This is a genomic window from Streptomyces sp. NPDC048496 (assembly GCF_043200055.1).
GTDB lineage: Bacteria > Actinomycetota > Actinomycetes > Streptomycetales > Streptomycetaceae > Streptomyces.
This window is the reverse complement of the sequence record NZ_JBICXB010000010.1, coordinates 47,449-74,105: the sequence shown is the minus strand read 5'-3', so window position 1 is coordinate 74,105 and position 26,657 is coordinate 47,449. Positions and strand designations below refer to the sequence as shown.

The following is a 26,657-nucleotide window of genomic DNA, read 5'->3' as shown; positions in this document are numbered from 1 at the left end:
GCAGACGAGTCGGGCTGTACGCCGGGTTCTGTCACCCGGTCGCCTCGCGGCGGCCGGGGAGACGGCCATCCATCTAGGACCGGCATTGCTGCCGGCCTCGTGCGGTCTACCCGCGAACTCGGGCGAGCAGCCCTCGGACGTTCGCGCAGGGCCGTCCTGCGACGGCCCCTCTTGACCTTGCTCCGGGTGGGGTTTACCTAGCCGCCTGAGTCACCTCAGGCGCTGGTGGTCTCTTACACCACCGTTTCACCCTTACCGAGGACCGAAGTCCCTGGCGGTTTGTTTTCTGTGGCACTGTCCCGCGGGTCACCCCGGGTGGCCGTTAGCCACCACCCTGCCCTGTGGAGCCCGGACGTTCCTCGGGAGGATCCGAAAATCCCCACGCGGCCGTCCGCCCGGCTCGTCTGCCGTGTCGACCATGCTACCCGGCGGGGCGGGGTGGCTCAGACGAAGTCGGCGGTGTCCAGATCGAAGCCAAATGGCTCGGGGAGAGAGAGCGTCTCGCCGAACGGGATCGCGCAGTGCCGACGGTAGTCAGCGTCCTCGGGATCGCCGAAGAGGGTGACGGAGGACGTCTCGCGGTCGATCAGCAGGTACAGCGGGATGCCGCCACGGGCATAGCAACGGCGCTTCGCCTCCCGGTCGGCTTCGGGCTTGGCCGAGGTCACCTCCACGACCATCGACACCCCTTCGCACGGCATCCAAGATTCGGCCCCCCGGAAGAGCCGCAGGTCCGTGGGCGCGAACGTCCCATCGGGGATGGCGTGGTTCTTGGGACAGCCACCGCCGCTCCTGAGTTTCAGCCCCTTGTTCCCGGAGAAGTCCATTTCGGTCCGGGCTCGCCTGATCACCTGCTTCAGAACCAGATTGATGTAGTCCTCGTGATCCCCGTCTGGCGGCGGCGTCACAACGATCTCCCCCTCGATCAGCTCGGCCCGGAAGCCCTCCGGCGTATCCAAGGCCAGGAAGCCCTCCAGAAGGACCTCTGCCTGCGTGAGCGGCTCATGTGCCATGGCAGTCATGTCACGCCCTTTCCTCGGTCGCTCGCCAGCTTGGGACATGGTGGGATCAGCCGTCCGTGAGATCGGAGCTCTTCCCTCGATCGTGGCACAGGACCGCGCCGAGTTCTCAGAGGTCGATGGCGTCCGCCGCCGGTGGTGCCGGATGGGCGGGCGCCTTGACCCTGCCGCGGCGTCAACGTTTCTACTGGCCCCATGCGCATCGGAGAGATTGCCGGGCTCGTCGGGGTCACCTCGCGGGCGATTCGGCACTACCACCACATCGGTCTGCTGCCCGAGCCCGGCCGCCGGGCCAACGGTTATCGCGTCTACACCGTGCGCGACGCCGTGCTCCTGGCCAGGATTCGGCGGCTCACCGAGCTCGGACTCGGTCTCGACGAGGTGCGCGATGTGCTCGCCGACGACGCCGGGCGCGAACTGGCCGACGTACTCGGTGAGCTGGATGCCGATCTGGCCCGGCAGGAGAGCGAGATCCGGGAGCGGCGCCGTCTGCTGGCCCGGCTGCTGGACGGGCCCTCGACCGCCGAGGAGCCCGTATCGCCCGCACTCGCCGAGCTGCTGGGCGCCCTGCCCGCCACTGGCTCCCCGACCGCGGCCAAGGACCGCGAGCATCTGGCGCTGCTGGACACGGTGGGTGGTGGCAGCGAGGTCTTCGACGCGCTCCGGCCGCTGGCCGAGGACCCGGCCGTACTGGCGCTCTACGAGCGGCTGGACGCACTGGCCGCGGCGCCCGTGGCCGTGCCGGACGATCCGGACGGGGTGCTCGACCTCGTTGTGGGGAGCCAGACGACGGTGACCGTGGAGCTGACCCGGCCGGTCGAGTTCGTCCGGCCGCTCGGGAAGCGGGAGTGGGCCCGGACCGTCCGCTTCCATGCCGACGACCCGCGCGCCGCCGTCGCCGCTCTCACGCGGGGGCGAACAGTACCTTCGCCGCCCCCGGGTCCGCCTGGGTGAGGCGGACCCGGAGCCGTTCGCCCAGGGGGAGCTTCGTCGTGCCGCCGTCGATGCGGGCCACGATGGCGGGGTGCTCGATGTGGACCGTGCCGATGGTGGGTTCCTGGTCCTCTACGTCGACCACGTACGCGTCGAAGACCTCGCCCACCTGGTCGCTGAGGAGTGCCGCCTCGACCAGGTCGACGCACTCGCGTTCCACCGTGTTGGCGCGGCGGGTCCCTTCGGCCATTTCCTTCGGCAGGCCGGGGAGCGCGGCCGTCACCCACTCGGGCGGCTCCTGGTCCGCGACTGCCGCGACGCACACTTCGGCCGCGTACCGGTCGACGAGGCGGCGCAGGGGCGCGGTGCAGTGCGTGTAGAGGTCGGCCACGGCGGCGTGGACGGCGGGGGTGGGGAGTTCACCGTGATCGAAGGCCGTGTAGCCGGCGCCGCGCAGCAGGGTGGTGCACTCCTGCAGGAACGCGGCGTGGCTCGCCCTTTTCGGGTCGAGCGACCGGACGACCTGGGCGTACGGGACGTGGTGCGGCCAGTCGATGTGCAGGGCCTCGGCCGAGCGGCGCAGCCGGGCGACGGCGCCGTCCGGGGCGACCGGGAGCGTCCGTAGGATGCCGGTGCCCGCCTCGGCCATCAGATGGGCGGCGGCCATGCCGGTGACGAGGGAGATCTGGGCGTTCCAGCCGTAGGCGGGCAGCGGGGCGCGGTACTCCAGGCCATATGCGCCGTCACGCTGGACGATCTCCTGCTCGGGCACATCGAGCGAAATCCCGCCGCGGGCGATCTCCTGCTCCTCGCGGAGCCGGCCGATGTCCTTCAGCAGGGCGAGGGGTTCCTCGGCCGTGCCCGCGTCGATCTGTCGCTGGACGCCCGCGTAGTCCAGCTTGGCCCGGCTGCGGACCAGGGCCCGGCGTACGTCGGTGGCGCCCGCGCGGCCCTCCGCGTCGAGGTCGATCCGCCAGAGCAGGGCGGGGCGGGTCTGCCCGGGGAGGAGGCTGGCTGCTCCCTCGGAGAGCGGGGTGGGGTGCAGCGGCACCTTGCCGTCGGGGAAATAGAGGGTCGTCACCCGGCGATGGGCCTCGGTGTCGAGTGCGCCGCCGGGACGGACGAAGGCGGCGACGTCGGCGATGGCGTAGTGGACCCGGAAGCCGTGCGGGCGGCGTTCGAGGTGCATCGCCTGGTCGAGGTCGGTGGAGGTGAGCGGGTCGATGGTGAAGAGAGGGACGTCCGTCGCGTCCTGGTGTCCTGTCAGGACGAGAGACTTCGCCACCTGCGCCGCCTCCGCGAGGACCTCGCGCGAAAAATCGGCGGGCAGCCGGAGCGTGGTGCGCAGTTCGCGCAAGGCCGCCCGCAACGGGGTGTCGGCTGCGCCGGTCATGTGGAGATGGCGGCGGGGCATGAACCGAGCGTATGGCGGGGCGGGGCGACCGGCATCCCGGGTGCGGGCGGCCCTGCGGTCCGATGCCGGGTGATCCTGCGGTCCGATGCCGGGTGATCCTGCGGTCCGGGGGTGGTCCTGCGGTCCGGGGACGGGTGGCCCTGCGGTCCAGGTGCCGGGTGATCCTGCGGTCCAGGGACGGATGATCCTGCGGTCCAGGGATGGGCCCCAGTGGTCCGGGGGCCGGATTGGGCGGTCCGGGCGTCCCCTTACGCTGGCAGGCAGGCCTTGGGCAGTCGTGGGGGCCGCTTCCCTGTTCGTACGAAGGAGAACCGCCGTGCTCGTGCTGTTGCCGCCCTCCGAAGGAAAGGCCGCCTCGGGTCGCGGAGCACCCCTGAAGCCGGAGTCGCTGTCGCTGCCGGGGCTTGCCGAGGCCCGGGCCGCGGTCCTCGACGAGCTGGTCGAGCTGTGCGTGGCGGACGAGGAGAAGGCCCGCGAGGTGATCGGTCTCAGCGAGGGGCTGCGCGGCGAGATCGCGAAGAACGTCAAGCTGCGGACGGCGGGGACGCGGCCCGCCGGGGAGATCTACACCGGGGTGCTGTACGACGCTCTGGACCTGGCGTCCCTGGACACGGCGGCCCGGCGGCGGGCCGGGAAGTCGCTGCTGGTCTTCTCCGGGCTGTGGGGCGCGGTGCGGGTGGGCGACCGGATTCCGTCGTACCGCTGCTCGATGGGGGTGAAGCTGCCGGGGCTCGGCGCCTTGGGCGCGTACTGGCGGGGCCCGATGGCCGAGGTGATGCCGGAGGCGGCCGGGGACGGGCTCGTACTGGATCTGCGGTCGTCCGCGTACACGGCGGCGTGGAAGCCGAAGGGTGCGGTGGCGGAGCGCACGGCGAGCGTGCGGGTGCTGCACTCCCAGATGGTGGACGGGGTGGAGAAGCGGTCGGTGGTCAGCCACTTCAACAAGGCGACGAAGGGGCGGATGGTCCGCGACCTGCTGCAGTCGGGGGACCGGCCGAAGGGGCCCGCGGAGCTGGTGGACGCGTTGCGGGAGCTGGGGTACGTGGTGGAGGCGCAGGCTCCGGCGCGGGCGGGGCGTCCGTGGGCGCTCGATGTGGTCGTGACGGAGATCCACTGACACCGGGCACGCACTGTTGCAGCATGTGCAACGCTCGTTGCGTATTGCGCGATGACCACGGCAGGATGAGGCCATGACCTCCTCCTCCGTGCTGGACCTTGCCCCCGTAGTCCCCGTAGTCGTCCTGGAGGACGCCGCCGACGCGGTGCCGCTCGCCCGAGCCCTGGTAGCGGGCGGGCTCCCGGCCATCGAGGTGACGCTGCGGACGGCGGCGGCAGTGGACGCGATCAAGGCGATCGCGGCGGAGGTACCGGATGCGGTGGTGGGCGCGGGCACGGTGATCTCCGCGCAGAACGTCGCCGACACGGTGGCGGCCGGGGCCCGGTTCCTGGTCAGCCCAGGCTGGACGGATGTCCTGCTGAACGCGATGAAGGGGTCGGGGGTGCCGTTCCTGCCGGGCGTCTCGACGACGTCCGAGGTCGTGGCGCTGCTGGAGCGCGGGGTCACCGAGATGAAGTTCTTCCCGGCGGAGGCGGCAGGTGGCACGGCCTACCTCAAGGCGCTGTCCGCACCGCTCCCCCAGGCCCGGTTCTGCCCGACGGGCGGCATCTCGCTCGCCTCGGCTCCGTCATACCTGGCACTGCCGAACATCGGCTGCGTGGGTGGCAGTTGGATGGTGCCGGGGGATGCGGTGGCGGCGAAGGACTGGGCGCGGGTGGAGCGGTTGGCGGGCGAGGCGGCGGCGCTGCGCGGCTGATTCCCGGGGCGCCACCACCGGGGGCGGCAGAATCCGGGGTGCGGCTTGCGCTTTCTACCGGAGGTGCGACGTGTCGTTCAGCAGTCGCAGTGACGCGTTGCCGTCCGCGTAGTACGCCACCGCCGACAGCGACGCCGCCGAGAGTTCCATGCGGAACAGGGACTCCGGTGGGGCGCCCAGGGCCAGGCGGACCAGGGTCTTGATCGGGGTCACGTGCGTGACCAGGAGCACCGTGCGGCCCGCGTACCGGGTGGTCAGGCGGTCGCGGGTGGACGAGACCCGGCGGGCCACCTCGGCGAAGCTCTCGCCGCCGCCCGTCGGTGGCGTCCTCGTGGAGGCGAGCCAGGCGTCCAGGTCGGGGCCGTACCGTTCACGGACCTCGGCGAACGTCAGGCCTTCCCAGGCACCGAAGTCCGTCTCGCGCAGGCCTTCCTCGATCTCGACGGTCAGGCCCAGGCGCGCGGCCACCGTCGCCGCCGTTTCGCGGCAGCGGCGCAGGGGCGAGCTGACGATCTCCTGGATGGTGCCGCGGGCCGCGAGGGACTCGGCCACGCGCTCCGCCTGGTGGCGGCCGGCCGCCGAGAGTTCGGGGTCGGTGCCGCCACTGCCGGAGAACCGTTTCTCGGGGGTGAGGGCCGTCTCGCCGTGGCGGAGCAGGACGAACGTCGCGGGTGCACCCATGTCGGGGGCAGCACCCCAGCCGGCCTGGGGGGTGGCCGCGGGTTCACGGCGGGTGGACATCGCCGCCCGTGCCTTCGCGGCGCCTGCCGCCGCGTCCCCGGGAGGACCGGAGACCGGGGGCAGGTCGAGTGCGGCCGTCGACGCCGACGGCTCCCACTGCTTGCCTCGCTTGCCCGCGTCCATCGCCTCGTTGGCGAGCCGGTCCGCGTGCTTGTTCTTCTCGCGGGGGATCCACTCGTACGTGACGGAGGACGCCGGAAGGATCCGGGCCGCCTCCGCCGCGAGCGGCTTCATGTCGGGGTGCTTGATCTTCCAGCGGCCCGACATCTGTTCCACGACCAGCTTGGAGTCCATCCGGACGCGCACCCGCAGCGCACCGTCCGCCGACGCGTCCGGCACCAGCGCCTTCGCGGCCTTCAGGCCCGCGATGAGGCCCTTGTACTCGGCCACGTTGTTCGTCGCGATGCCGATGTACTCGGCGGCCTCGGCGAGCGTCTCCCCCGTGACCGGGTCGATCACGACCGCGCCGTACCCGGCGGGCCCCGGGTTGCCCCGGGAGCCGCCGTCGGCCTCGATGACGAACTGACGCGGCTCCGTCATTACAGGCCCGACTCCGCCGTACGGACCAGGATGCGGTGGCAGTTCTCGCAGCGCAGCACCGTGTCCGGGGACGCCGCCTTCACGTCGTTGACCTCGGTGATGTTCAGCTCCAGCCGGCAGCCCTCGCAACGGCGCTGGTAGAGCCGGGCGGCGCCGACCCCGCCCGACTGGGCACGGAGCTTGTCGTACAGCTTGAGGAGGTCGGCAGGTACGGAGCCGGCGACGAGCTCGCGCTCCTTCGTGACGGTCGCGGCCTCCTCGTCGAGCTCTCGTGTCGCGGCGTCCCGGCGGGCGGTCGCGTCGTCGACCTTGGCCTGGACGGCGGAGACCCGTGCGGTCAGCTCGGTGACGCGCTCCTGTGCGGACTCGCGGCGCTCCATGACCTCGAGGACGACGTCCTCCAGGTCACCCTGGCGCTTGGCCAGCGAGGTGATCTCGCGCTGCAGGCTCTCCAGGTCCTTCGGCGAGGTGACCGCGCCGGAGTCCAGGCGCTGCTGGTCGCGGACGGCGCGCTGGCGCACCAGGTCGACGTCCTGCTCCGCCTTGGTCTGCTCGCGGGCGGTGTCGCTCTCCTCGGTCTGCGAGGCGACCAGCAGGTCACGCAGTTGTGCGAGGTCGGCGGTGAGCGAGTCGATCTCGGCGTGCTCGGGCAGCGACTTGCGCTTGTGGGCAAGCTGCGACAGCCGTACGTCGAGGGCCTGGACGTCGAGAAGTCGGATCTGGTCGGCGGGCGCGGCGTTCAGTTGGGGGCTCCAGAAGAGTGGTGGGTGGTCCAGGGGTCGGTGACCTGCTTCGAGACATGGACCCGCAGGTCCCATCCGTGGCGGTCGGAAATCGCGTCGAGCTGCGCCGCGGCCTGCTCGCACCAGGGCCATTCGGTGGCCCAGTGCGCGGCGTCGATCAGGCCGATCGGAGACTGCTGAACGGCCTCGGAGGCCGGGTGGTGGCGCAGATCGGCGGTGAGGAAGGCGTCGACGCCCGCGGCGCGCACGGCGTCGAAGAGGCCGTCGCCGGAGCCGCCGCTGACCGCGACGGTACGCACGAGCGCGTCCGGGTCGCCGGCCATGCGGATGCCCTGCGCGGTGGCGGGCAGCCGCGCGGCGGCGCGGGCCGCGAAGTCGCGGAGGGTCTCGGGGTGGTCGAGTTCGCAGATCCGGCCGAGGCCTCGAAGGCCCTTGGGGTCGGTCGGGTCGGGTACGAGGGGGCCGGTGACCCGCAGGTCGAGGGCGCCGGCGAGCGCGTCGGAGACCCCTGGGTCGGCGGTGTCGGCGTTGGTGTGCGCGACGTGCAGGGCGATGTCGTGCTTGATGAGGGTGTGCACGACCCGGCCCTTGAAGGTGTCGGCCGCGACCGTCGTCGTGCCCCGCAGATAGAGGGGGTGGTGGGTGACGATCAGCTGGGCTCCGAGTCCGACCGCCTCGTCGGCGACCTCCTGGACCGGGTCGACGGCGAAGAGCACACGGTCGACTTCGGCGGCCGGGTTGCCCACGTCTCCGCAGACCGTCCCGACCGCGTCCCATCCTTCGGCCCGCTCGGGAGGCCAGAGGGCGTCGAGCGCGGTGAGGACTTCAGACAGACGGGGCACGGAGGAAAGGCTACCTTCCGTCCGCGCCCCGTTGCCCATGGCTGAGGCGACCCGTGAGGACCGGGCGACAGCCGGTTACGTATCGTTACGCGCAGTTCCGCCCGGCCGGCTACGTGACCAGGTCGGCGCGGAGGTCGTCGAGGACCAGGTTCGCCGCGGTGACGCCGAGGCCGAGGTACCAGGTCTCGTCCGGGACGTCCTTCGCCCGGCCCTCCTTGACCGCCTTCAGGTTCTTCCACAGCGGGTTGGACTGTGCGGTGTCGCGCTTGGTCGCCTTCGGGTCGCCGTAGACGCCGGTGAAGATCCAGTCGGCGTCCGCCTCGTCGATCTTCTCGGGGCTGATCTCGGTGGCGAGGTCGTCGATCTGCTGGTTCTTGGGCCGTGGCAGACCTGCGTCCTCAAGGATCGTGCCGATGAACGACGCCTTCGCGTAGAGGCGGATGCGGTCCGGCAGGTAGCGGACCATGGAGATGGTCGGCTTGTCGGGGCCGATGTCCTCGCCGAGCTCGGCGGCCTTCTTCTCGTACGCGTCGAGCTGGCTCTTCGCCTTGGCGGTCTTGTCCAGCGCCGCGGCGTTGAGCAGGTAGTTCTCCTTCCAGGTGAAGCCCGGACGGATGGAGAACACGGTCGGCGCGATCTTGGAGAGCTGGTCGTACTTGTCGGCGGCGCGCAGCTGGCTGCCGAGGATCAGGTCCGGCTTCAGGCCCGCGATCGCCTCGAGGTTGAGGTTGTTGATCGTGCCGACGCTCGATGGGTTGCCCGCGTCCTTCTTCAGGTACGAGGGGATGGCCTCGTCGCCCTCGGAGGGGGCGTATCCGACGGGCTTCACACCCAGCGAGACGACGTTGTCGAACTCGCCGACGTCCAGCACGACGACCCGCTTCGGGGCGGACTTGAGCTCGGTCGTGCCCATGGCGTGGGTGAGGGTCCGGGGGAACTGGCCCGCCGCGGCGTCCGTCCCGTACCCGGCCGTCTTCTTCGCCGCGTCGCCGAAGTCCTTGCCGCCCGTCGCCACGGCTGCCTTCTTGTCGCCGCCGGCGGACTTGGCCGAGTCGCCCGCCTTTTCACTGCCGTCGCTGCCGCAGGCGGAGAGAGTGAGGGCGGCGGCCACTGCCAGGCCGACCGCTGCGGTGCTGCGGCGTCTTATGGACATCACGGGGTCACTTGCTCCAGTTGAGGGACTCACAGGATTACTTAGGGCAGCCTAACCTTAACTAGACGCTCCATCAGGAGCACAACCACCCCCTCGCTCTCAGGCGAATCCGGGCATCACCATCCTTATGTGTGAAGTGACGGGTCTCCTGTTGTCCGGCAGGAAGTGCGAAAACTAGCTTCGGTTGCCGGAGGTGACGAGCATGACTGCCCGTGCCATCGAGGGTGAGACGGCCGGGGCCGCCGCGACGGTGGATCCCGCGTCCGGAGAAGCGGAAGAACCCGGGGGTCCGGAGGAGCGGGGCGGGCTCATCGAGCCCGGTGAGCAGGGCGAGTCCGGCAAGCCGAGTGCCCCCAACAGTCCCGGCGAGTCCGCCGGGCCGGGCGGGGCTGCCGCCGCCGGCAGGTTCACCATCACCGCCGACGGCTCGTACGCGGCGCGGCTCACGCTCGCCGGGCAGGCGCCGGACACCGCCTGGTTCCCCGAGCGCTGGACGCTCGACGGGCACGAGCCGTACGCCGTGCCGCTCCCCCTCGACCAGCCCGAGGAGCCGGACTCCGACGTGCTGCCGCTCGCCGACGGCCGGGTGCTGATCCGGCGGCGGGTGGCGGACCGGCACGCCTTCTCCCTGCTCTACCCGACGGGCCCCGGCACCGGCGAACTGCCCCTCGGCACCCTCGAGTGCGCCGACGACACCCCCCTGACCCTTGTGCCGCCGTCGCCGGACGGTGCGAGCGCGTACGCACTGTCGGTCGGTGAACGCTCCACCGCCGTCTGGCTGGTGGCGGGCGGGGTGTTCGGGCCGCAGCAGGTGGCCGAGGTGCCGGGACGGTGCTCCGGCGGGGTCTGGCTGGACCGGGCGGGGCGGATGCTGGCCCTGGACCGGGAGCCTGTGGGCGGCGGTCCGGTGAAGGCGGTCGTCGTGGATCTGGACCGGGGCGGCGAGGTGTCGCCGCTGCTGCAGATCACGCCGGACAGCAACGACCGTCTGCTGCTCGCCGATGCTGACAGCGGGCTGCTGCTGATCCGTTCCGATGCGCCGGGCCACGACCGGCTCGGCTGGGGGGTGCTCGGCAGCTGTCTGCCGGTGCGCTTCCCGGAGTGTCTGCGTCCGGCGGATGTCGCGGTGACGCCGTTCGCCGTGCAGCCCGGGCAGACGCTGATGCCGGAGAGCTGTGCGGTGGCGCTGCGTATCGACGGGGCGGCCGGCAGCTGGGTCGGGGTGTGGCGTCCGGCGGGGCGCAGGCTGCACCAACTCGCCGCTCCGGACGGGTGGTTTGCCGGGTCCGGGGTGTGGACCCGGGACGGCTTCCTCAAGCTCCCGTACGCCGGCCGGGACGTGCCGTGCGGGGTGGCCCTGCTGCAGGCGCCGGAGGACGGGGAACGCGGCGCCGGGCCTGCGTGGACGACGGTCACGGAAAGCGGTATGCAACCGTCCGCGGCTGCCACGCCTCTTCCCGTGTGCAAGCCGGTTCCACTTGGCCAGGCGCCTCTCGTGGGGCGCACGGCACCTGGTTAAATTCTTGGCCGGGGCCAGGGGGCACCCCTACTAGCCGATGGGCGCGGTTGCCGACGGTGACCGTGTCGGGTGGTGGTGGCGCAATGGTCCCGGTGACACACACGCAAGCGATCACAACGGGGTGACTTCCCACATGTCTGAAGCCCGAACCGACACGACCCAGACGCGCCCGCCGGGGGCGGACGCCGCAGGGGCCGACGCCGGCAGCTCCGGAAAGCACCGAGGGGGTGTGTCGATGGAGAGCACGGGCGGGCAGCCGCACGGTCGCCACCGGCGCCCCGCCGAGGGGGGCGGCCGAGCGGCCTGACCGCGACGGAAATCCACGAGGGAACGAGTGAAGGAAGGGCCTCCGCAGCGCTGTTCGGCTGCGGAGGCCCTTCCTTGTGTGCTGCCGCCCGGAGGTCAGCCCCGCTTCAGTCCCAGTACCTCCGCCGCCGCGAACGTCTCGTTCGGCGGACGCTCCGCGTAGTACGGGGAGATCAGTTCGTCCAGCTCGTCGAAGGAGAACGTCTCCTTGGACGAGTCGAACTTCGCGGCCACCCGGGGACGTTCGACGATCGCGACCATACCGCCGTGCACCACGAGCAGCTGGCCGTTGACCTTGGCGGCCGCCGGCGAGGCCAGATAGCCGACCAGCGGGGAGACGTGTTCGGGGGCCAGCGCGTCGAGCCGGCCGTCCGTCGGCTCCTCGAATCCCGCGAAGACGTCCTCCGTCATCCGGGTGCGGGCCCGCGGGCAGATGGCGTTGGCGGTGACGCCGTACTTGGCCAGGGCCAGGGCCGTCGAGGTGGTGAGGCCGACGATGCCGCCCTTGGTCGCCGCATAGTTCGGCTGGCCCGCCGAGCCCGCCAGGAACGCTTCCGACGAGGTGTTGATGATCCGGCCGTAGACCGGGCCGCCGGACTCCTTGGAGCGTGCGCGCCAGTGGGCCGCGGCAAAGCGCGTGGTGTTGAAGTGGCCCTTGAGATGCACCCGGATGACGGAGTCCCACTCGTCCTCGGTCATCGAGAAGACCATCCGGTCGCGCAGGATGCCCGCGTTGTTGACCAGGATGTCGAGCGTGCCGTACGTGCTGACGGCCAGCTCCACCAGGGCGCGGGCCTGCTCGTGGTCGGAGACGTCGCCGAGGTGGGCGACGGCCCTGCCGCCCGCCGCGCGGATCTCCTCGGCGACCTCCTCGGCGGGGGTCTCGGATGCCTCGCCGGAGCCGTCGCGGCCCGGCTGCCCGTAGTCGTTGACGACGAGGGCCGCGCCGAGTCTTGCCAGTTCCAGCGCTTCGGCGCGCCCGAGGCCGCGGCCCGCGCCCGTGACGATCGCGGACAGCCCATCCAGGGGAAGGGGTTGTGACATCGGAATCCCGGAGTCCTCTCGGAAGCGGCGGCGGTCAGAGTTCGATGCAGGTACGGAGGGACTCGCCGGTCCTCATCTGACCGAGGGCTTCGTTGATCTCGGCGAGCTGCACCCGGTGGGTGATCATCGATTCGAGGTCGATCCGGCCCGCCCGCCAGAGCGCGATGGCCCGTTCGTAGGAGCGGAGCACGTCCCCTCCCCCGTACATCGAGGGCAGGATCCGCTTCTCGTCGAAGAACAGCTCGAACATGTTGACCTGGAAGTTGTCGTCCATCGCGCCCGCGCCGACGATGCAGAGCGTGCCGCCGCGCCGGGTGTTCTCGTACGCCGTGCGGGCCGTCGCCGACCTGCCGACGACCTCGAAGACGTAGTCGAAGCCCTCGCCGCCGGTGATCCGCTGCTTGGCGTCGGCGAGCTCGTCGGGCGCGACCGCCTCGGTCGCGCCGAACCGGAGTGCCGCCTCGCGCCGGGACGCGACCGGGTCGACTGCGACGATCTGGGCGGCGCCCTGGACCCTGGCCCCCTGGATGGTGGAGACACCGACGCCGCCGCAGCCGATCACAGCGACCGACGAACCTGCCTGCACCTGCGCGGTGTTGATCGCGGCGCCGAGTCCGGTGGTCACCCCGCAGCCGATCAGCGCGGCGATCTCGAACGGCACGTCGTCGGGGACCGGCACCGCGCAGCCCGCGTCGACGACGACCTCCTCGGTGAAGGTTCCGGTCCCGGCGAAGCCGAACACGTCGCCGCCCGGGCGCTTGAAGTTGGGTGTGCCCGCGTTCATGAACCCGGCCAGGCAGAGCTGTGTCTGGCCGCGCCGGCAGGCGGGACACGCCCCGCAGGCGGGCAGCCAGCAGACCAGCACCCGGTCCCCCGCGCTCAGTCCGGTCACGCCGTCGCCGATGTCGAGGACCTCGCCGGCGCCCTCGTGGCCCGGGACGAAGGGGGCGGGTTGCGGCAGCACGCCGCTCATCGCCGAGACGTCGGAGTGGCACAGCCCGGTGGCCCGGATGCGGAGCTTGACCTTGCCCGGGCCGAAGCCCACCGCCTCGACGTCGTCGAGGACTTCCAGTTTGTCCTGACCTATCTCGTGCAGTACGGCTGCGCGCATGCTGCGGCTCCCCTCAGGTCGTTGCGATTCAGAGGTGTTCGACGAGCGTGTCGGCCAGGACCGGTGCGTCGTCCCGCTCGGCGGCGGTCACGGCCACCTGGACGCGGCCGTCCCCCGCCCACATCCGGATGCGGAGGGTCTCGCCCGGGAAGACCACCCCGGCGAAACGGGTGCCGTATGCGCCGATCCTGGCCACATCACCGCAGAGCAGCGTGTCTGCCACGGCCTTGAGCGTCATGCCGTAGGTGCAGAGGCCGTGCAGGATCGGCCGGTCGAAGCCGGCCAGCTCGGCGAACTCGGGGTCGGCGTGCAGCGGGTTCCAGTCCCCGGAGAGCCGGTAGAGCAGCGCCTGGTCCTTCCGGACGGTCCGCTCGACCACCCGGTCGGGTGCCCGGTCGGGGAGCGCGAGCCGCTCGGACGGGCCGCGCTCGCCGCCGAAGCCGCCCTCGCCGCGGACGAAGATCTGGGCGTCGTTGGTCCACAGCGGGCCGTCGTCGTCGGCGGCCTCGGTGCGCAGGACGAGGACGGCCGCCTTGCCCTTGTCGTACACGGCGGCGACCTTCGATGTCTGCACGGCCCAGCCCTTCACCGGGATCGGCCGGTGCACCCGTACGGTCTGTCCGCCGTGGAGCACGGCGGCGAGGTCGACGTCGATCCCGGGCGAGGACAGTCCGCCGACGACACCCAGGCCGGCGCCTGCGACGGTGGCGAAGCTGGGCAGGACATGGAGCCGGGACTCCAGGGTGTAGCGCAGCTCGTCGGGGTCGGTGGCGGGGATGCCCGCGCCGAGTCCGAGGTGGTAGAGCTGGATGTCCTTGTGGTCCCAGCCGATCTCTGCGGTCCGGGGGTCGGCGGCGATCGCCTTTGCGGCATCAATGGGCATGGGGGAGCTGCTCCTTGATGGTGGGAAGACCTCGGCACGGCCGTCCGCACCGTCGGCCGTACCGAGGTCGTGCGGGACCGGCCGTGACACCTGTTCTAGAACGCGTTCTAGCCGGTTGGCCCTATGTATAACGCAGCTCCCAGCAGTTGTGAAGACTGCTGACACCTCGTCACATGCGGTGTCGGGCAGGCGACCAGGCGCCCGCCGGGGGCCGTTCGGGCGCCCACCCGGGTCATGACATTTGTCATCGCGGAGTCCGTACAAGCGCCTCTGTCGGAGTGCGGGCCCGGATCCGTACCGTCAGCGCCATGGAAAAGACAACGGGGAGCGGGCCCGCGGTGGTCTTCACCGGGGCAGTCAAGACCTTCGGCCGGGCGGAGCGGACCGTACGGGCCGTCGACGGAATCGATCTGACCGTCGAGCGCGGCGAGACCGTCGCACTGCTCGGCCGCAACGGTGCGGGCAAGTCCACCGCCATCAGTCTGCTGCTCGGTCTGAACGAGCCGGACTCGGGCGGTGTGCAGCTGCTCGGCTCCACCCCCGAGCAGGCGGTACGGGCCGGCCGGGTCGGCGCCATGCTGCAGGACGGACGGCCCATCCCCCGGGTCACCGTCCGCGAACTGATCAAGTTCGTCGCCTCCACCTACCCCAGCCCGATGCCGGTCTCCGAATCGCTGGCCCTGGCGGGTGTCTCCGCGTACGCCGACCGGCGCATCGACAAGCTCTCCGGCGGGCAGATCCAGCGCGTCCGGTTCGCCGTCGCACTCGCCGGCAACCCGGAGCTGGTCGTCCTGGACGAGCCGACCGCCGCCCTGGACGTCGAGGCCCGGCGGGCGTTCTGGGACTCCATGCGCGCCTACGCCCGGCGCGGCAACACAGTCCTCTTCTCCACGCACTACCTGGAGGAGGCCGACGAGAACGCCGACCGGATCGTCGTCATCGACCACGGCCGGATCGTCGCGGACGGGAGCACCGACACGATCAGGGGCTCGGCCGGCAGCAGTCTCGTCTCCTTCGACCTGGCGGGCCGGCCGACCGAGGGCCTGGAGCTGCTGCCCGGCGTCGTCACCGTCGAGGTGTCCGGAGACCGGGCGCTGCTGCACACCGACGATTCGGACGCCACCGTCATGGAGTTGGCCCGCCTCGGCGCGATCCGTGGCCTCCAGGTCTCCCGGGCCACGCTGGAGGACGCGTTCCTCGCCCTCACCGCACCGGCCGCCGCAGCACCCGCAACCGATTCCGAGAGGGAGACCGTGTGATGTTCCGCTACATCGTGCTCGAAGTGCGCAGGACCCTGCGTGACGGCTTCTTCCTGATCTTCGGGACCGGGATGCCGGTGATGATGTATCTGCTCTTCACCAACATCGGCGGGGGCGAGGGCGTCGACGGTTGGAAGACTGCCTCGATGGTCGGCATGGCCGCATACGGTGCGCTGGGCTCCGCCATGTCGATCGGTACGGGGGTCGCCTCCGACAAGACGCTCGGCTGGCTTCAACAGCTGCGGGTCACCCCGCTCGCCCCTTCCCGGGCGGTCGTGGGCCGGGCGATCAGCGGTTCGGTGACCGTCCTGCCGACGATCGTGACGGTGCTGCTGGCCGGCGGACTGCTCAACGGGGTGCGGCTGGACGCCTGGCAGTGGATCGCACTGGCACTGCTGCTGTGGATCGGCGCGCTGCCGTTCACCCTGCTCGGCCTCGGCAACGGCTACCGGCTCACCCCGCAGGGCACCGGGGTCGTCAACGTGGCCTCTCTGATGGGCTTCGCGATCGTCGGCGGGCTGTGGTTCCCGCTGGACCTGCTTCCCGAATGGCTGCGTTCCATCGGCAGGTTCACGCCCGCCAACCGGTTCGCCGACCTGGGCTGGGCGACCACGGACGGCCACGCGCCCTCCGCCGGAACGATCGCCGTGCTCGGCGGATGGCTCCTGCTGTTCGGTGCGTACGCCGTCGTCTCGTACCGTCGGTCCGCGAGGACCGTGTGACAGGAGCGAGCATGTCCCGGAACGGATCAGGAACGTGGCGGGAACGCCGCAGGCGGAACTGCGAGGAGGGGCGCCCCGGCCCGCCCGGACCGTACTCGCTGCTGCCCTGGCTGCTGATGGGACTCGGCGCCTTCTCCAACCTCTTCCAGGGGAAGGCGCCGAACCCCTGGATCGGCGGTCTCGGGCTGCTTGTCTTCAACTCCCTCTACATCTCCGTGGTGTTCCGGGGGTTCGACAAGAGGAAGCGCGAGAGCTCCGTGTCGTACGTGCTTCTCGCCCTGATGGCCCTGGTCACGTTCGGGCTGGCGATCGGGTACGGCGGCACTTGGCTGCTGTTCTTCCCCCTGTTCTCATTGGCCTGCGGCGTCATCCTGCGCCACCGGCAGCTGGTACTCAGCCTGTTGGGCCTCGCGGCCGTCGCCAGCCTCGTCGCCGTCTGGCGCGGGGACAACGCCTCGGACCCGTGGACCATCGGATACGGCACCTTCATCTCGGGCGCGGTGACCGCCGCGATCCTCACCCTGTCGGAGACCGTGATGGAACTGCGGGCCACCCGGCAGGAACTGGCCCGCACCGCCGTGGAGAAGGAACGGCTCCGCTTCTCCCGCGATCTGCACGATCTGCTGGGACACACGCTCTCGGTGATCGTCGTCAAGTCGGAGGCCGCGCGCCGGCTCGCGCCGCGCGACATGGACGCGGCTCTCCTCCAGGTCGCGGACATCGAGTCCGTCGGCCGCCAGGCCCTCACCGAGATCCGTGAGGCCGTCACCGGCTACCGCGAGGGGAGCCTCGCCACCGAACTCGACCGGGCCAGGTCCGCGTTGACCGCCGCCGGGATCAAATCGGTGGTCCGCCGCTCGGGACCGCCGCTCACCCCACAGGCGGAGGCGCTGCTGGGCTGGGTGGTGCGGGAGACGGTGACCAACGTCGTACGCCACAGCGCCGCTACCACCTGTTCGTTCCTCGTCGACGGCACAGCCGAACGGGTCCGGCTGACCGTCACCGACGACGGCCGCGGACCGGCGGTCCCGCCGCCCGCGCCTGGCATCGGCGGCACCGGCCTGAAGGGCCTCACCGAACGTCTCGCCGCGGCGGGAGGCTCGCTCACCGCGGGTCCCGGGCCGGGCGGCGGCTTCGTGGTCGGCGCGGAGCTGCCGGTGGACACGGTGGACGCCGCCGGAAGTCCCGCCTCACCCCATACGCTGGGCCGGTGAACGAGATGCCCCGAGATCACCGGCAGTACACGTCCGTCAGGGTTCTGCTCGCCGAGGACCAGGGCATGATGCGCGGCGCGCTCGCCCTGCTGCTCGGGCTCGAACCGGACATCGAGGTCGTGGCCCAGGTCGGCGCCGGGGACGAGATCCTGGACGCCGCGCTGCTGTCCCGTCCCGATGTGGCACTCCTCGACATCGAACTCCCGGGCCGCAGCGGACTGGACGCCGCCGCCGACCTGCGCGAGGAGGTGCCGGACTGCCGGGTGCTGATCCTCACCACCTTCGGGCGGCCCGGCTATCTGCGCCGCGCGATGGAGGCGGGCGCGGCGGGGTTCCTGGTCAAGGACGGCCCGGTCGAGGAGCTCGCGGCGGCCATCCGCCGGGTGCTGGCCGGCGAGACCATCATCGACCCCGCCCTCGCCGCGGCCGCCCTGAGCGCGGGCCCCAGCCCGCTCACGGCGCGGGAACGGGACGTGCTGAACGCATCGGTGGACGGGGCGACGGTCTCCGACATCGCGGCGAAGCTGCGTCTCTCCGAGTCGACGGTACGCAACTACCTGTCGTCAGCGATCGGGAAGACAGGGACGCGGAACCGCATGGAGGCGGTGCGGGCGGCGCGGCAACAGGGCTGGCTGTAGGCGGTGTTCGCAGGAGGAGCGCCGGGGGTGGCCGGAGCCCCCCTGCCCTCAATCGCCGGACGGACTCGACACGCCCGACGGGCTCCCCGCGCGGGACGGAGTCGATGTGCTCGACGGGCTTGAGGTGGCCGACGGGCTTGAGGTGGCCGACGGGCCGGACCTTCCGGAGCGCGACGAGCGGTGGCGCGGCAGCCACAGGGCCATCAGCAGCAGTCCACCCAGCAGGACCGTGCCGGCTGTCCGGAAGGCCAGCGCGAACCCCGCGGTCAGCTCCTCCGCCCCGGTGCCGCCCCCGGTCCGCGCCGCCGCGACCGTGGAGAGCACGGCGAGACCCAGTGCACCGCCCATCGTGCGCGAGGTGTTGACCAGCCCGGAGACCAGACCGGCGTCCCCGGACGCCGCGCCCGAGGTGGCGAGGGAGGCGAGCGGGGTGGACGCGAACCCCGCACCGGCCATCATCAGGATGCCGGGCCCGCAGATCGACGTGAGGTACGAGCCGTCCGCGCTCATCGTGGACTGCCAGCCGAAGCCCGTGGCGGTGATCGCCAGACCGATCAGGACGAGGTTCTTCGCGCCGACCCGTGCCATGATCCGCGGCGCGAACGTCGAGCCGAGCACGACCGCCATAGAGGTGGGCATCAGGGCCAATCCGGCCTGCATCGGCGTGTAGTCCAGCACCGACTGCGCGTACACGGTCATGAAGTACCACATCGAGAACGTCGCGGAACCCATCACGATCATCGCCACGTTCGCCGCCGCCACCGCCCGGGTGCCCAGCACCCGGAGCGGCATCAGCGGCACCGCCGTCCGCGCCTCCACCAGGACGAAGAGGGCCAGCAGCGCCACCCCGCCGAGCAGCGGCACCAGGGTGGCCGCAGCCGTCCAGCCCTCCTGCTCGGTCTGCACGATGCCGTACGAGACCGTGGCCAGCCCGACCGTGACGAGCACCGCGCCCAGCAGGTCGATACGGTGCCGCCCGCCCGCCCGGCTCTCGGCGAGCCAGACCGTGGCGCCGATCAGGACGAGCACGCCGAACGGCACATTGATCAGCAGGACCCAGCGCCAGGAGAGGAGGTCGGTGAGCACCCCGCCGACCAGTCCGCCGGCCGCGCCGCCTCCGGCGCCGACGGCCATCCACGTGCCGATCGCCCTGGTCCTGGCCGGGCCCTCGGGAACCGCGGCGGTGAGCAGCGTGAGGGTCGCGGGAGACAGCACGGCGGCACCGAGCCCCTGCGCGGCGCGGGCGGCGAGCAGCTGCCAGCCCTCCTGGGCGAACCCGCCGGCGAGCGAGGCGGCGGTGAACAGGCCGAGCCCGACCAGGAACATCCGCTTGCGGCCGTATATGTCGGCGGCGCGCCCGCCGAGGAGCATGAACCCGGCGAACGCGATCGCGTACGCGTTGAGGACCCACTGCAACTGACCGGCACTGAGCCCCAGGTCGGACCGCATGGACGGCAGCGCCACATTGACGACGGACACGTCGAGGATGACGAGGAACTGGCCGGTGCAGGCGGCGAGTACCACCGCCCAGGTGCGGGATTTCTGCCGGATCTGCAGGGGCGTGGGCGCCGTGACGTCAACCATGAGGGTCATACTCGCAGGCGCCCTGCGCCCCGTACATCGGTATATGGCCGGACAGCCGACTCCTCCTATCGGCGCAGCAGCGTGACGACCGCCGCGCCGCCGAGCCCGATGTTGTGGGCGAGTCCGACCCGGGCACCGGGCACCTGCCGGTCGCCCGCCTCGCCCTCGAACTTCGTCATCCCGACACCGACGATGTACGCCTTCATGGCGAGGTCACGTCCCTTCAGAGGAGCTCAGTCACGCGGGAGGCCGAGAATGCGCTCGGCGACGACATTGAGCTGAACCTGGGTGGTGCCGCCCGCGATGGTCAGACAGCGGGACATCAGAAATCCGTGCAGGGCCCGCTCCCCGGGACCTTCCGCGGTCGAGCCCGCCGGTCCGAGCAGTTCCAGGGCGAGTTCGGCGACCTTCTGCTGGTGGGTGGTCTGGACGAGCTTGCGTACCGAGGCTCCGGCGCCCGGCTCCAGTCCGGACACCTGCTGCAGGGTGGTCCGCAGTCCGATGCAGGCGAGCGCGTGCGCCTCGGCGGCGAGGGCGCCGATCCGCGCCCGGTACGTGCCGTCGAGCTCGCTGGAGCGGGCGATGAGCGCTTCCAGTCCGGTGTCGAAGGTCATCTGGTCGGCCATGTGGACGCGTTCGTTGCCGAGGGTGTTGCGGGCGACCCGCCAGCCGTCGCCCACGTCGCCGACGACGGCGTCGGCCGGCAGCAGGGCGTCGTCGAAGTACACCTCGTTGAAGAGGGAGTCGCCGGTGATCTCCTTCAGCGGGCGGATGTCGATGCCTTCGGTGTTCTTCATGTCGACGAGGAAGTAGCTGAGCCCCCGGTGCTTGGGGGCGTCCGGGTCGGTCCTGGCGAGCAGGATGCCGTGATCGGCCCACTGGGCGGAGCTCGTCCATACCTTCTGGCCGTTGATCCGCCAGCCCTCGGCGGTTCGCTCGGCCTTCGTGCGGAGCGAGGCGAGGTCCGAGCCGGCGCCGGGCTCGGAGAACAACTGACACCAGAGGAGTTCGCCGCGCAGGGTGGGCATGAGGTAGCGGTCCCGCTGGTCCGGTGTCCCGTACGCGAGGAGCGACGGCACCACCCAGGTGGCGATCCCCAGGTCGCTCACCCTCACTCCCTGATCCTTCAACTCCTGCTGCACGGCGAGCTGGTGGAGTGGCCCGGCGTCCAGACCGTAGGGGGCGGGCAGATGCGGGGCGGCGTAGCCGGTCGGGGCGAGGACGCGGCGGGCGGCCTTCGGGTCGAGCCCCTGGGCGGCGGCGACGGCCTCGCGCGCCTCGGCGCGATGACGGTCGGCCTCGGCGGGGAGTTCGAGGGCGAGTTCGCGGCGCGCTCCGCCCTCGGCCAGCCGGAGGGCCCGCAACCGGTGGGCGTCCCCCGCCCCCAGCAACTGCCGTGCCACGAGCGTTCGGCGCAGATGAAGGTGGGCGTCGTGCTCCCAGGTGAAGCCGATGCCGCCGAGGACCTGGATGCAGTCCTTGGCGCAGCTGTACGCGGCGTCGAGCGCGGTGCCCGCGGCGAGGGCGGCGACCAGTCCCCGTACCTCCGGGGCTTCGTCCGCCGCGCGGGCGGCGTCCCACACCAGGGCGCGGGCCTGTTCGACGCGGACGAGCATGTCGGCGCAGAGATGCTTGATGCCCTGGAACTGCCCGATGGGACGGCCGAACTGTTCGCGGACCCTGGCGTACGCGACGGCGGTGTCCAGCGCCCGGGAGGCGGTGCCGCACGCCTCGGCGGCGAAGAGGACTGCGGCGAGATCGCGGACGGCCGCGGAGTCGATCCGTACGGCACGGTCCGCGGGTACGAGTACGCCGTCGGCGCGGACCTCGGCGGTGGGGCGGGTCGGGTCGGCGCCGCGGTGCGGGCGCACGGTGAGCCCCTCGGCTGCGGCGTCGACGGCGAACCAGCGGGTGCCGGCGGCCGATTCGGCGGGGAGCAGGAGCAGGTCGGCGTCGGCACCGGAGAGCACGGGTGGAGCCGTGCCGTCGAGAAGGTGACCGTCCTCGCCCTCCACGACGGTGAGACCGCCGGGGCCGAGGGCGACGGCGCCGATGCGGGTACCGGCGGCGAGGGCGCCCAGCAGGTCGCTCCCGCCCGCCTCGCCCAGCACCGCCGAGGCGAGCGCGTTCGCCAGGTACGGGCCGGGGAGCGCGGCCCGTCCCGCCTCCTCAAGAACCACGGCGAGGTCGAGGGGTGTGCCGCCTGCTCCGCCGTGCTCCTCGGGCAGATGGATGCCGAGCAGCCCCTGCTCGCCGAGTCCGTCCCAGTAGCCGGGGCGCACGCCGGGTGCGGAAGGGGCGCTCGCGTCGAGGAGCTCGCGGATCTCGTCCGGGGGTACGGCGCGCGCCAGCCATCCCCGTACGGCCTGCGCCAACTCCCGCTGTTCCTGGGTGATTCCGATGCCCATGTACGGATCCTCGCCGGTCGCGGCCACTGGAACGGCGCAAGAGTAGAACACGTTCCAATCTGATGGAAGGTCAGATGACCGCACGGTTCCGGCCACGTACCGCACCGCGTCCTGTTCGTACCGTGTTCACCGCTACGGTCGAGGCCGGTCGGTACGTCCCGACCGCCCCCGGCCCACGGCGGACGCCAAGGTCTTCTCCCACGGCCACGACGCCGACGTTCACCCGCTGACGCGCCGGAACACCCGTGGAGCGGAGGGCCGACGGGCCCACCGCACCAGGTGTCGGCCCTGTCGGCACAAGCCACCCCCGCCGACACCGCCGACCGGCCCGTACGGCACGATGAGGCGCCGTTTCATTCCCGTACGACCTGGAGGAACCCCGTGGCCGCCGAGCCCGAGCCGGAGATTCTCGCTGCCTTCCAGGCGGCCAAGGGCTTCATGCCGGTGGTCGAGGGACTCGCCCTCCACGCGGCCGCCACCGATGCCGCCGCGCTCGGTCTGCCGCTGCTGGAGGTCGGGACCTACTGCGGGCGGTCCACGATCCTGCTCGCCGATGTCGCCCGGGCGGCCGGTGTGACCGCACTCACCGTCGACCATCACCGCGGCAGCGAGGAGCAGCAGCCGGGCTGGGAGTACCACGACCCGACCGTCGTGGACCCGGAGGTCGGCCGGATGGACACGCTGCCGACCTTCCGCCGCACGCTGCACGCGGCGGGCCTCGAAGACCACGTCGTGGCGCTCGTCGGGCGGTCCCCGCAGGTCGCGGCCGTCTGGGGCGGACAGCTCGGCCTCGTCTTCATCGACGGCGGGCACACCGACGAGCATGCGAACGGTGACTACGAGGGCTGGGCGCCGCATGTCGCCGAGGGCGGGCTGCTCGTGATCCACGACGTGTTCCCCGATCCCGCGCACGGTGGTCAGGCGCCGTACCGGGTGTATCTGCGGGCGCTGGAGTCCGGGGCGTTCACCGAGGTGTCGGTCACGGACTCGCTGCGCGTCCTGCGCCGTACCGGAACGGGGATCTGAGCCGCCGGATAGCATCGCGACGTGCCGTACGACACCAGCGTTCCTCCCGCCCCTCACCCTGCGCGGCGCCGCCGGGCCCTGCTCGCCGCTGCCGCGCTGGGCTGCGTGTGCCTGATCGCGGGCTGCGGGGGTGGCAGTGGTGGTGGAGCGGCAGCGCAGCCGCGCGAGGGCGGTGGTGGCACGTCGTCCCCGCCGTCCCTGTCGCCTTCGCCCGCGAAGAGCGGTCCGGCGGCGAGGACGACCTCGGTGCCGCCCTCCCCGTCGAAGTCCGCGAGCCGCACGGTGTCCGGGCCGCTGTCGGGGAAGACGGTCGTGATCGACCCCGGGCACAATCCGCGCAACCACGAGCACACCCGCGAGATCGGCCGCCAGGTGGACATCGGCACCACGCACAAGGAGTGCGACACCACCGGTACGTCCACCGACTCGGGTTACGCCGAGGCCGAGTTCACCCTGGACGTCTCGCACCGGCTGCGGGCGCTCCTGCGGGCGCAGGGTGCCGAGGTGGTCCTCACGTACGACAACGACCGCCCCTACGGGCCGTGTATCGACGAACGGGCCCGGATCGGCAACGACGCCCGGGCCGACGCGGTCGTGTCGGTGCACGCGGACGGTTCCGCGGTCGGGAACCGCGGCTTCCATGTGATCCTTCCCGCACTCGTGCGCGGCGGGGCGGCGGACACCTCGAAAATCGTCCAACCGTCGCGCGATCTCGGCACCCGGATCGCCGGTCTCTTCGTCCGCGCTACCGGAAGTGCGCCTTCCAATTACGTGGGCGGCAATACGGGGCTGGACACCCGCAAGGATCTGGGCGGACTCAATTTGTCCACGGTGCCCAAGGTGTTCATCGAGTGCGGCAATATGCGTGATCCGAAGGACGCCGCCCTGCTCACCAGCGCGGGCTGGCGCCGGAAGGCCGCACAGGGCATTGCGGATGGCATCAGTTCCTACCTGCGCGGGTAAGCACGTGTAGTTATGCGGTGGTTGTGCGGTGGTTATGCAGGGTTATTCGGGGGGATGACCGTCCAAGGTCCGGGCCAGGACACAACCCGCCCGGTCAGACGATAGATTCATCCGTATGATGCGGAGCCGCCCCCGAGCTTCGCGCCGTGCCCGCCGCACCGGCGGCAGCGACGACCGCCCCGACGAGACGACCGACTAAGGACCTTCACGTGGATATCCGCTCGCTCACTAGAGGCGATGGCGTGGTGATCGGAGCAGCGGTGGTGCTGTTCATCGCCTCTTTCCTCGATCTCTTCTCCTACAGCGGCCTCACTGTCGCCGCGCCGAACGCCTGGGACTCGCTGGGCAACGCGATCGGCGTCTACATGGTCGGGGTGATCGGCGCGGCACTGATCGTGCTCTCCCATTCGCAGCCCCAGCCCCGCAAGGTCGTCGGCCTGGAACTCGGCCAGTTCGGTGTCGCGGCCACGGTATTCACCGCGTGGTACCTCCTCTGGACGATCATCGACCTCGGCCAGGTCGACGCCGGTGCCGGTCTCGTCCTCGGTCTGATCGCCTCGCTCGCGCTGGCCGGCGGCGCGGTCGCCACCCCACTGGTTCCCGCGCTGAAGGCGCCCCTGATGGGCGCCCCGCGCCCGCAGGCCGTGCAAACGCCGCACGGCGGCCAGCCGCAGCCCGGCCCGGGGTACGGCTACCCGGGCGCCCAGCAGCAGCCGTACGGTGCGCAGCCGGGGCAGCCCCAGCCGTACGGCGCCCAGCCGCAGCCCGGTCAGCCCGACCCCGCCCAGGCGCAGGCGCAGCAGGCCCCGCAGGGCGGCGCCGCGCCGGCCGGTGACTTCACGCCGTTCTGGTTCGCCGTGCCGGTGGCCCGTCCGCTGTACGGGGAGGACGGTTCGCCGAGCCCGATCGCCGAACTGGCGCCGGGCACCTGGTACCTCGCGGTCGAGCAGCGCGGTCCGGGCCTCATCGCCCAGACCCAGGACGGCCGTCGTGGCGTTCTGCAGGACACCACGGGCATCCAGCACGGCTGACAGCACTCCCGCTCCGCGGCCCCTCGCCCCTTCCGGGCGGGGGGCCGCTGCCGTACTCTCCGTCCGTACAAAGTGACCTGACGTCTCGTCAGTTCAATATGGCTGGAGGGACCGGTATGCGGCTCGGACTCGCTCTCGGCTACTGGGGCCGCGGCCCGAACCCCACCCACCTTGAGCTCGCCCGCGAGGCGGAACGGCTGGGCTACGACTCGGTGTGGACGGCGGAGGCCTGGGGCTCCGACGCTTTCACCCCGCTGACCTGGATCGCGGCGCACACCTCCCGCATCCGGCTGGGCACCGGCATCGCGCAGATGGCGGCGCGCACCCCGACCGCGACGGCCATGCACGCACTGACCCTCGACCATCTCTCCGGCGGCCGCATGATGCTCGGGCTCGGGCTGTCAGGGCCCCAGGTTGTGGAGGGCTGGTACGGGCGCCCGTTCCCGAAGAGCCCGCTGACCGCCACCCGCGAGTACGTCGAGGTCATCCGGCAAGTACTGAGGCGCGAGGCCCCTGTTGAGCTGGACGGACGGTTCCACTCCCATCCGTACACCGGTCCGGACGCGACCGGGCTCGGCAAACCGCTGAAGCCGATCACCCATCCGCTGCGGGCCAGGATGCCCGTACTGCTGGGCGCCGAAGGCCCGAAGAACATCGCGCAGACGACCCGGATCGCGGACGGCTGGCTGCCGCTGTACTGGTCGCCGCTGCGGACCGATGTGTACGGGGCGTCGCTGACCGGGCTCCCCGACGGCTTCATGATCGCGCCGATGGCCCGCGCGCACGTCTGTGACGACGTCGCGGAAGGCCTGCTGCCGGTGAAGGCGATGCTCGGCTTCTACATCGGCGGGATGGGACACGCCGCCCGTAACTTCCACGCCGACCTGATGGCACGGATGGGCTTCGCGGAGGAGGCGCGGCGGATCCAGCAGCTGTTCCTCCAAGGCCGCAAGGAGGAGGCGGTGCTGGCCGTGCCGGACGCGTTCGCCGATGAGATCTCGCTCGTCGGCCCGCGTGAACGGATCGCGCAGCGGCTGGAGTTGTGGCGCAAGGGCCCGGTGACCGACCTGCTGGTCACGGCGCCGGACCCACACACCCTGCGCGTACTGGCAGACCTCAACAGCGCCTGAGCGCCTGACCCTATTGCGGCCGTCGCTCTGCCCACAGACGGTTATCCGCCGAGCTGGGAGGCGGACGGCACCTTGTCCTTCACCTCGGCGCCCGCGCTCTTGCCTGCGTCCTTGATGCCGCTGATGACGTTCTCGAAGGCACTGACGTCCCCCGCGCCCGCCTCGCCCGTGCGGAGCTTGTTCCCGAGGCCCTTGAGCGACTCGATGCCCGCCGTCAGCGGTGCGACCGCCTTCGAGAGCAGCGGGTCGCCCTTGGCGTTCTCCGCTGCCGCCTTGAGCCGGTTGTATGCGAACCCGCCCGCGAGCCCTGCCTTGACCAGTGCGAACTTCCGCCCGTCGGCGCCCTTCTTGAACGTGCCCGCACGGTACGGCTTCACGATCCACTGATACGTGGCACCCGCCGCGAGCCCCGCGTTGGCGACGAACCGCGTCTTCGCGAGCTTCTGCTTCTCCGCCGACGCCGTGCCGCTCGGGGTCGGGGAGGAGCTCGAACTGCCGCTGGAGCCCTTGCCGCACGCGGTGGCGCCCACCAGCACGGTGCAGGACAGCAGCAATGCCACGAACAGACGGCGGAGCGGTACGGAACTGGGCACAGCGGGCCTCCCTGGACGGGCACACGG

25 protein-coding genes and 1 other RNA gene are annotated in these 26,657 nt (G+C 71.5%); 12 read left to right on the top strand and 14 right to left on the bottom strand.

The window, feature by feature from the left end:
- Position 1: 1 nt before the first annotated feature.
- Together rnpB and ACGFSA_RS13360 are read right to left on the bottom strand one after the other, a co-directional pair.
- An RNA gene (gene rnpB / locus ACGFSA_RS13365) (RNase P RNA component class A) lies at positions 2 to 403 on the bottom strand.
- A gap of 40 nt (positions 404 to 443) precedes the next feature.
- The gene (locus ACGFSA_RS13360; protein ID WP_393303752.1) at positions 444 to 1,013 is read right to left on the bottom strand and encodes a Uma2 family endonuclease; all 570 of its coding nucleotides are present in this window, start codon (positions 1,011 to 1,013) and stop codon (positions 444 to 446) included.
- A gap of 201 nt (positions 1,014 to 1,214) precedes the next feature.
- Here ACGFSA_RS13360 and ACGFSA_RS13355 point away from each other — a divergent pair, with 201 nt between their 5' ends.
- Positions 1,215 to 1,973, top strand: a complete 759-nt coding sequence (locus ACGFSA_RS13355; RefSeq protein WP_393303593.1) for a MerR family transcriptional regulator — start codon at positions 1,215 to 1,217, stop codon at positions 1,971 to 1,973.
- On the opposite strand, the gene ACGFSA_RS13350 is transcribed toward ACGFSA_RS13355, so the two are convergent.
- Positions 1,924 to 3,366, bottom strand: a complete 1,443-nt coding sequence (locus tag ACGFSA_RS13350) for an RNB domain-containing ribonuclease (RefSeq protein WP_393303591.1) — start codon at positions 3,364 to 3,366, stop codon at positions 1,924 to 1,926. The two genes, ACGFSA_RS13355 and ACGFSA_RS13350, sit on opposite strands and share 50 nt — an antisense overlap.
- Positions 3,367 to 3,682: 316 nt before the next feature.
- Between ACGFSA_RS13350 and yaaA the strand changes: the two genes are divergently transcribed.
- The gene (yaaA, locus tag ACGFSA_RS13345; RefSeq protein WP_393303589.1) at positions 3,683 to 4,483 is read left to right on the top strand and encodes a peroxide stress protein YaaA; all 801 of its coding nucleotides are present in this window, start codon (positions 3,683 to 3,685) and stop codon (positions 4,481 to 4,483) included.
- Between the two features lie 73 nt (positions 4,484 to 4,556).
- Positions 4,557 to 5,180, top strand: a complete 624-nt coding sequence (gene eda / locus ACGFSA_RS13340) for a bifunctional 4-hydroxy-2-oxoglutarate aldolase/2-dehydro-3-deoxy-phosphogluconate aldolase (RefSeq protein WP_393303587.1) — start codon at positions 4,557 to 4,559, stop codon at positions 5,178 to 5,180.
- Between the two features lie 54 nt (positions 5,181 to 5,234).
- Here the strand turns inward: eda and ACGFSA_RS13335 are convergent, their stop codons facing one another.
- The 4 genes from ACGFSA_RS13335 to ACGFSA_RS13320 form a co-directional block, all read right to left on the bottom strand.
- A complete protein-coding gene (locus ACGFSA_RS13335; protein WP_393303585.1) occupies positions 5,235 to 6,461 on the bottom strand; it encodes a bifunctional RNase H/acid phosphatase in 1,227 nt (408 codons plus the stop codon).
- Positions 6,461 to 7,204, bottom strand: coding sequence for a zinc ribbon domain-containing protein (locus tag ACGFSA_RS13330; protein ID WP_393303750.1), 744 nt, complete (start codon positions 7,202 to 7,204; stop codon positions 6,461 to 6,463). Before ACGFSA_RS13330 ends, ACGFSA_RS13335 begins: the two co-directional genes overlap by 1 nt.
- Positions 7,201 to 8,046, bottom strand: a complete 846-nt coding sequence (locus ACGFSA_RS13325; RefSeq protein WP_393303583.1) for a Nif3-like dinuclear metal center hexameric protein — start codon at positions 8,044 to 8,046, stop codon at positions 7,201 to 7,203. The genes ACGFSA_RS13330 and ACGFSA_RS13325 overlap by 4 nt, the downstream gene beginning before the upstream one ends.
- 109 nt (positions 8,047 to 8,155) lie before the next feature.
- Positions 8,156 to 9,199 carry an ABC transporter substrate-binding protein gene (locus ACGFSA_RS13320; protein ID WP_393303581.1) on the bottom strand — a complete coding sequence of 348 codons (1,044 nt, stop codon included), beginning with the start codon at positions 9,197 to 9,199 and terminating at the stop codon, positions 8,156 to 8,158.
- A 202-nt stretch (positions 9,200 to 9,401) separates the two neighbouring features.
- On the opposite strand from ACGFSA_RS13320, the gene ACGFSA_RS13315 reads away from it, so the two are divergent.
- Positions 9,402 to 10,718 carry a hypothetical protein gene (locus ACGFSA_RS13315; protein WP_393303579.1) on the top strand — a complete coding sequence of 439 codons (1,317 nt, stop codon included), beginning with the start codon at positions 9,402 to 9,404 and terminating at the stop codon, positions 10,716 to 10,718.
- A gap of 402 nt (positions 10,719 to 11,120) precedes the next feature.
- Here ACGFSA_RS13315 and ACGFSA_RS13310 read toward each other — a convergent pair whose 3' ends face one another.
- From ACGFSA_RS13310 to ACGFSA_RS13300, 3 genes are read right to left on the bottom strand one after another with little or no spacing between them, the layout of a single operon-like run.
- On the bottom strand, positions 11,121 to 12,068 hold the full coding sequence (locus ACGFSA_RS13310) for a 3-oxoacyl-ACP reductase (RefSeq protein WP_393303577.1): 948 nt from the start codon (positions 12,066 to 12,068) through the stop codon (positions 11,121 to 11,123).
- Positions 12,069 to 12,102: 34 nt separating this feature from the next.
- Positions 12,103 to 13,179, bottom strand: a complete 1,077-nt coding sequence (locus ACGFSA_RS13305; RefSeq protein ID WP_393303575.1) for a Zn-dependent alcohol dehydrogenase — start codon at positions 13,177 to 13,179, stop codon at positions 12,103 to 12,105.
- A gap of 28 nt (positions 13,180 to 13,207) precedes the next feature.
- Positions 13,208 to 14,062 carry a MaoC/PaaZ C-terminal domain-containing protein gene (locus ACGFSA_RS13300; protein WP_393303573.1) on the bottom strand — a complete coding sequence of 285 codons (855 nt, stop codon included), beginning with the start codon at positions 14,060 to 14,062 and terminating at the stop codon, positions 13,208 to 13,210.
- Positions 14,063 to 14,370: 308 nt separating this feature from the next.
- Between ACGFSA_RS13300 and ACGFSA_RS13295 the strand changes: the two genes are divergently transcribed.
- From ACGFSA_RS13295 to ACGFSA_RS13280, 4 genes are read left to right on the top strand one after another with little or no spacing between them, the layout of a single operon-like run.
- A complete protein-coding gene (locus ACGFSA_RS13295) occupies positions 14,371 to 15,321 on the top strand; it encodes an ABC transporter ATP-binding protein (protein ID WP_393303571.1) in 951 nt (316 codons plus the stop codon).
- The gene (locus tag ACGFSA_RS13290) at positions 15,321 to 16,043 is read left to right on the top strand and encodes an ABC transporter permease (RefSeq protein WP_393303569.1); all 723 of its coding nucleotides are present in this window, start codon (positions 15,321 to 15,323) and stop codon (positions 16,041 to 16,043) included. Before ACGFSA_RS13295 ends, ACGFSA_RS13290 begins: the two co-directional genes overlap by 1 nt.
- 11 nt (positions 16,044 to 16,054) lie before the next feature.
- On the top strand, positions 16,055 to 17,257 hold the full coding sequence (locus ACGFSA_RS13285) for a sensor histidine kinase (protein WP_393303567.1): 1,203 nt from the start codon (positions 16,055 to 16,057) through the stop codon (positions 17,255 to 17,257).
- A 5-nt stretch (positions 17,258 to 17,262) separates the two neighbouring features.
- Positions 17,263 to 17,895: a response regulator gene (locus ACGFSA_RS13280; protein WP_393303748.1), complete on the top strand. Its 633-nt coding sequence runs from the start codon at positions 17,263 to 17,265 to the stop codon at positions 17,893 to 17,895.
- A gap of 48 nt (positions 17,896 to 17,943) precedes the next feature.
- Here ACGFSA_RS13280 and ACGFSA_RS13275 read toward each other — a convergent pair whose 3' ends face one another.
- From ACGFSA_RS13275 to ACGFSA_RS13265, 3 genes are all read right to left on the bottom strand, one after another.
- Positions 17,944 to 19,479, bottom strand: coding sequence for an MFS transporter (locus ACGFSA_RS13275; RefSeq protein WP_393303565.1), 1,536 nt, complete (start codon positions 19,477 to 19,479; stop codon positions 17,944 to 17,946).
- Positions 19,480 to 19,544: 65 nt separating this feature from the next.
- Positions 19,545 to 19,685, bottom strand: a complete 141-nt coding sequence (locus tag ACGFSA_RS13270) for a hypothetical protein (protein WP_393303762.1) — start codon at positions 19,683 to 19,685, stop codon at positions 19,545 to 19,547.
- 27 nt (positions 19,686 to 19,712) lie between these two features.
- On the bottom strand, positions 19,713 to 21,887 hold the full coding sequence (locus tag ACGFSA_RS13265) for an acyl-CoA dehydrogenase (RefSeq protein WP_393303563.1): 2,175 nt from the start codon (positions 21,885 to 21,887) through the stop codon (positions 19,713 to 19,715).
- Positions 21,888 to 22,325: 438 nt separating this feature from the next.
- Between ACGFSA_RS13265 and ACGFSA_RS13260 the strand changes: the two genes are divergently transcribed.
- The 4 genes from ACGFSA_RS13260 to ACGFSA_RS13245 all read left to right on the top strand — a co-directional run bounded on the left by ACGFSA_RS13260 (position 22,326) and on the right by ACGFSA_RS13245 (position 26,037).
- On the top strand, positions 22,326 to 22,913 hold the full coding sequence (locus ACGFSA_RS13260; protein WP_393303746.1) for a class I SAM-dependent methyltransferase: 588 nt from the start codon (positions 22,326 to 22,328) through the stop codon (positions 22,911 to 22,913).
- Positions 22,914 to 22,934: 21 nt separating this feature from the next.
- Positions 22,935 to 23,876 (top strand): N-acetylmuramoyl-L-alanine amidase, encoded by a 942-nt coding sequence (locus ACGFSA_RS13255; protein WP_393303561.1) that lies wholly within the window; start codon positions 22,935 to 22,937, stop codon positions 23,874 to 23,876.
- 242 nt (positions 23,877 to 24,118) lie between these two features.
- Positions 24,119 to 24,907, top strand: a complete 789-nt coding sequence (locus ACGFSA_RS13250; protein ID WP_393303559.1) for a hypothetical protein — start codon at positions 24,119 to 24,121, stop codon at positions 24,905 to 24,907.
- 116 nt (positions 24,908 to 25,023) lie between these two features.
- The gene (locus ACGFSA_RS13245) at positions 25,024 to 26,037 is read left to right on the top strand and encodes an LLM class F420-dependent oxidoreductase (RefSeq protein ID WP_393303557.1); all 1,014 of its coding nucleotides are present in this window, start codon (positions 25,024 to 25,026) and stop codon (positions 26,035 to 26,037) included.
- 41 nt (positions 26,038 to 26,078) lie between these two features.
- Here the strand turns inward: ACGFSA_RS13245 and ACGFSA_RS13240 are convergent, their stop codons facing one another.
- On the bottom strand, positions 26,079 to 26,630 hold the full coding sequence (locus ACGFSA_RS13240; protein ID WP_393303555.1) for a hypothetical protein: 552 nt from the start codon (positions 26,628 to 26,630) through the stop codon (positions 26,079 to 26,081).
- Positions 26,631 to 26,657: the final 27 nt, after the last annotated feature.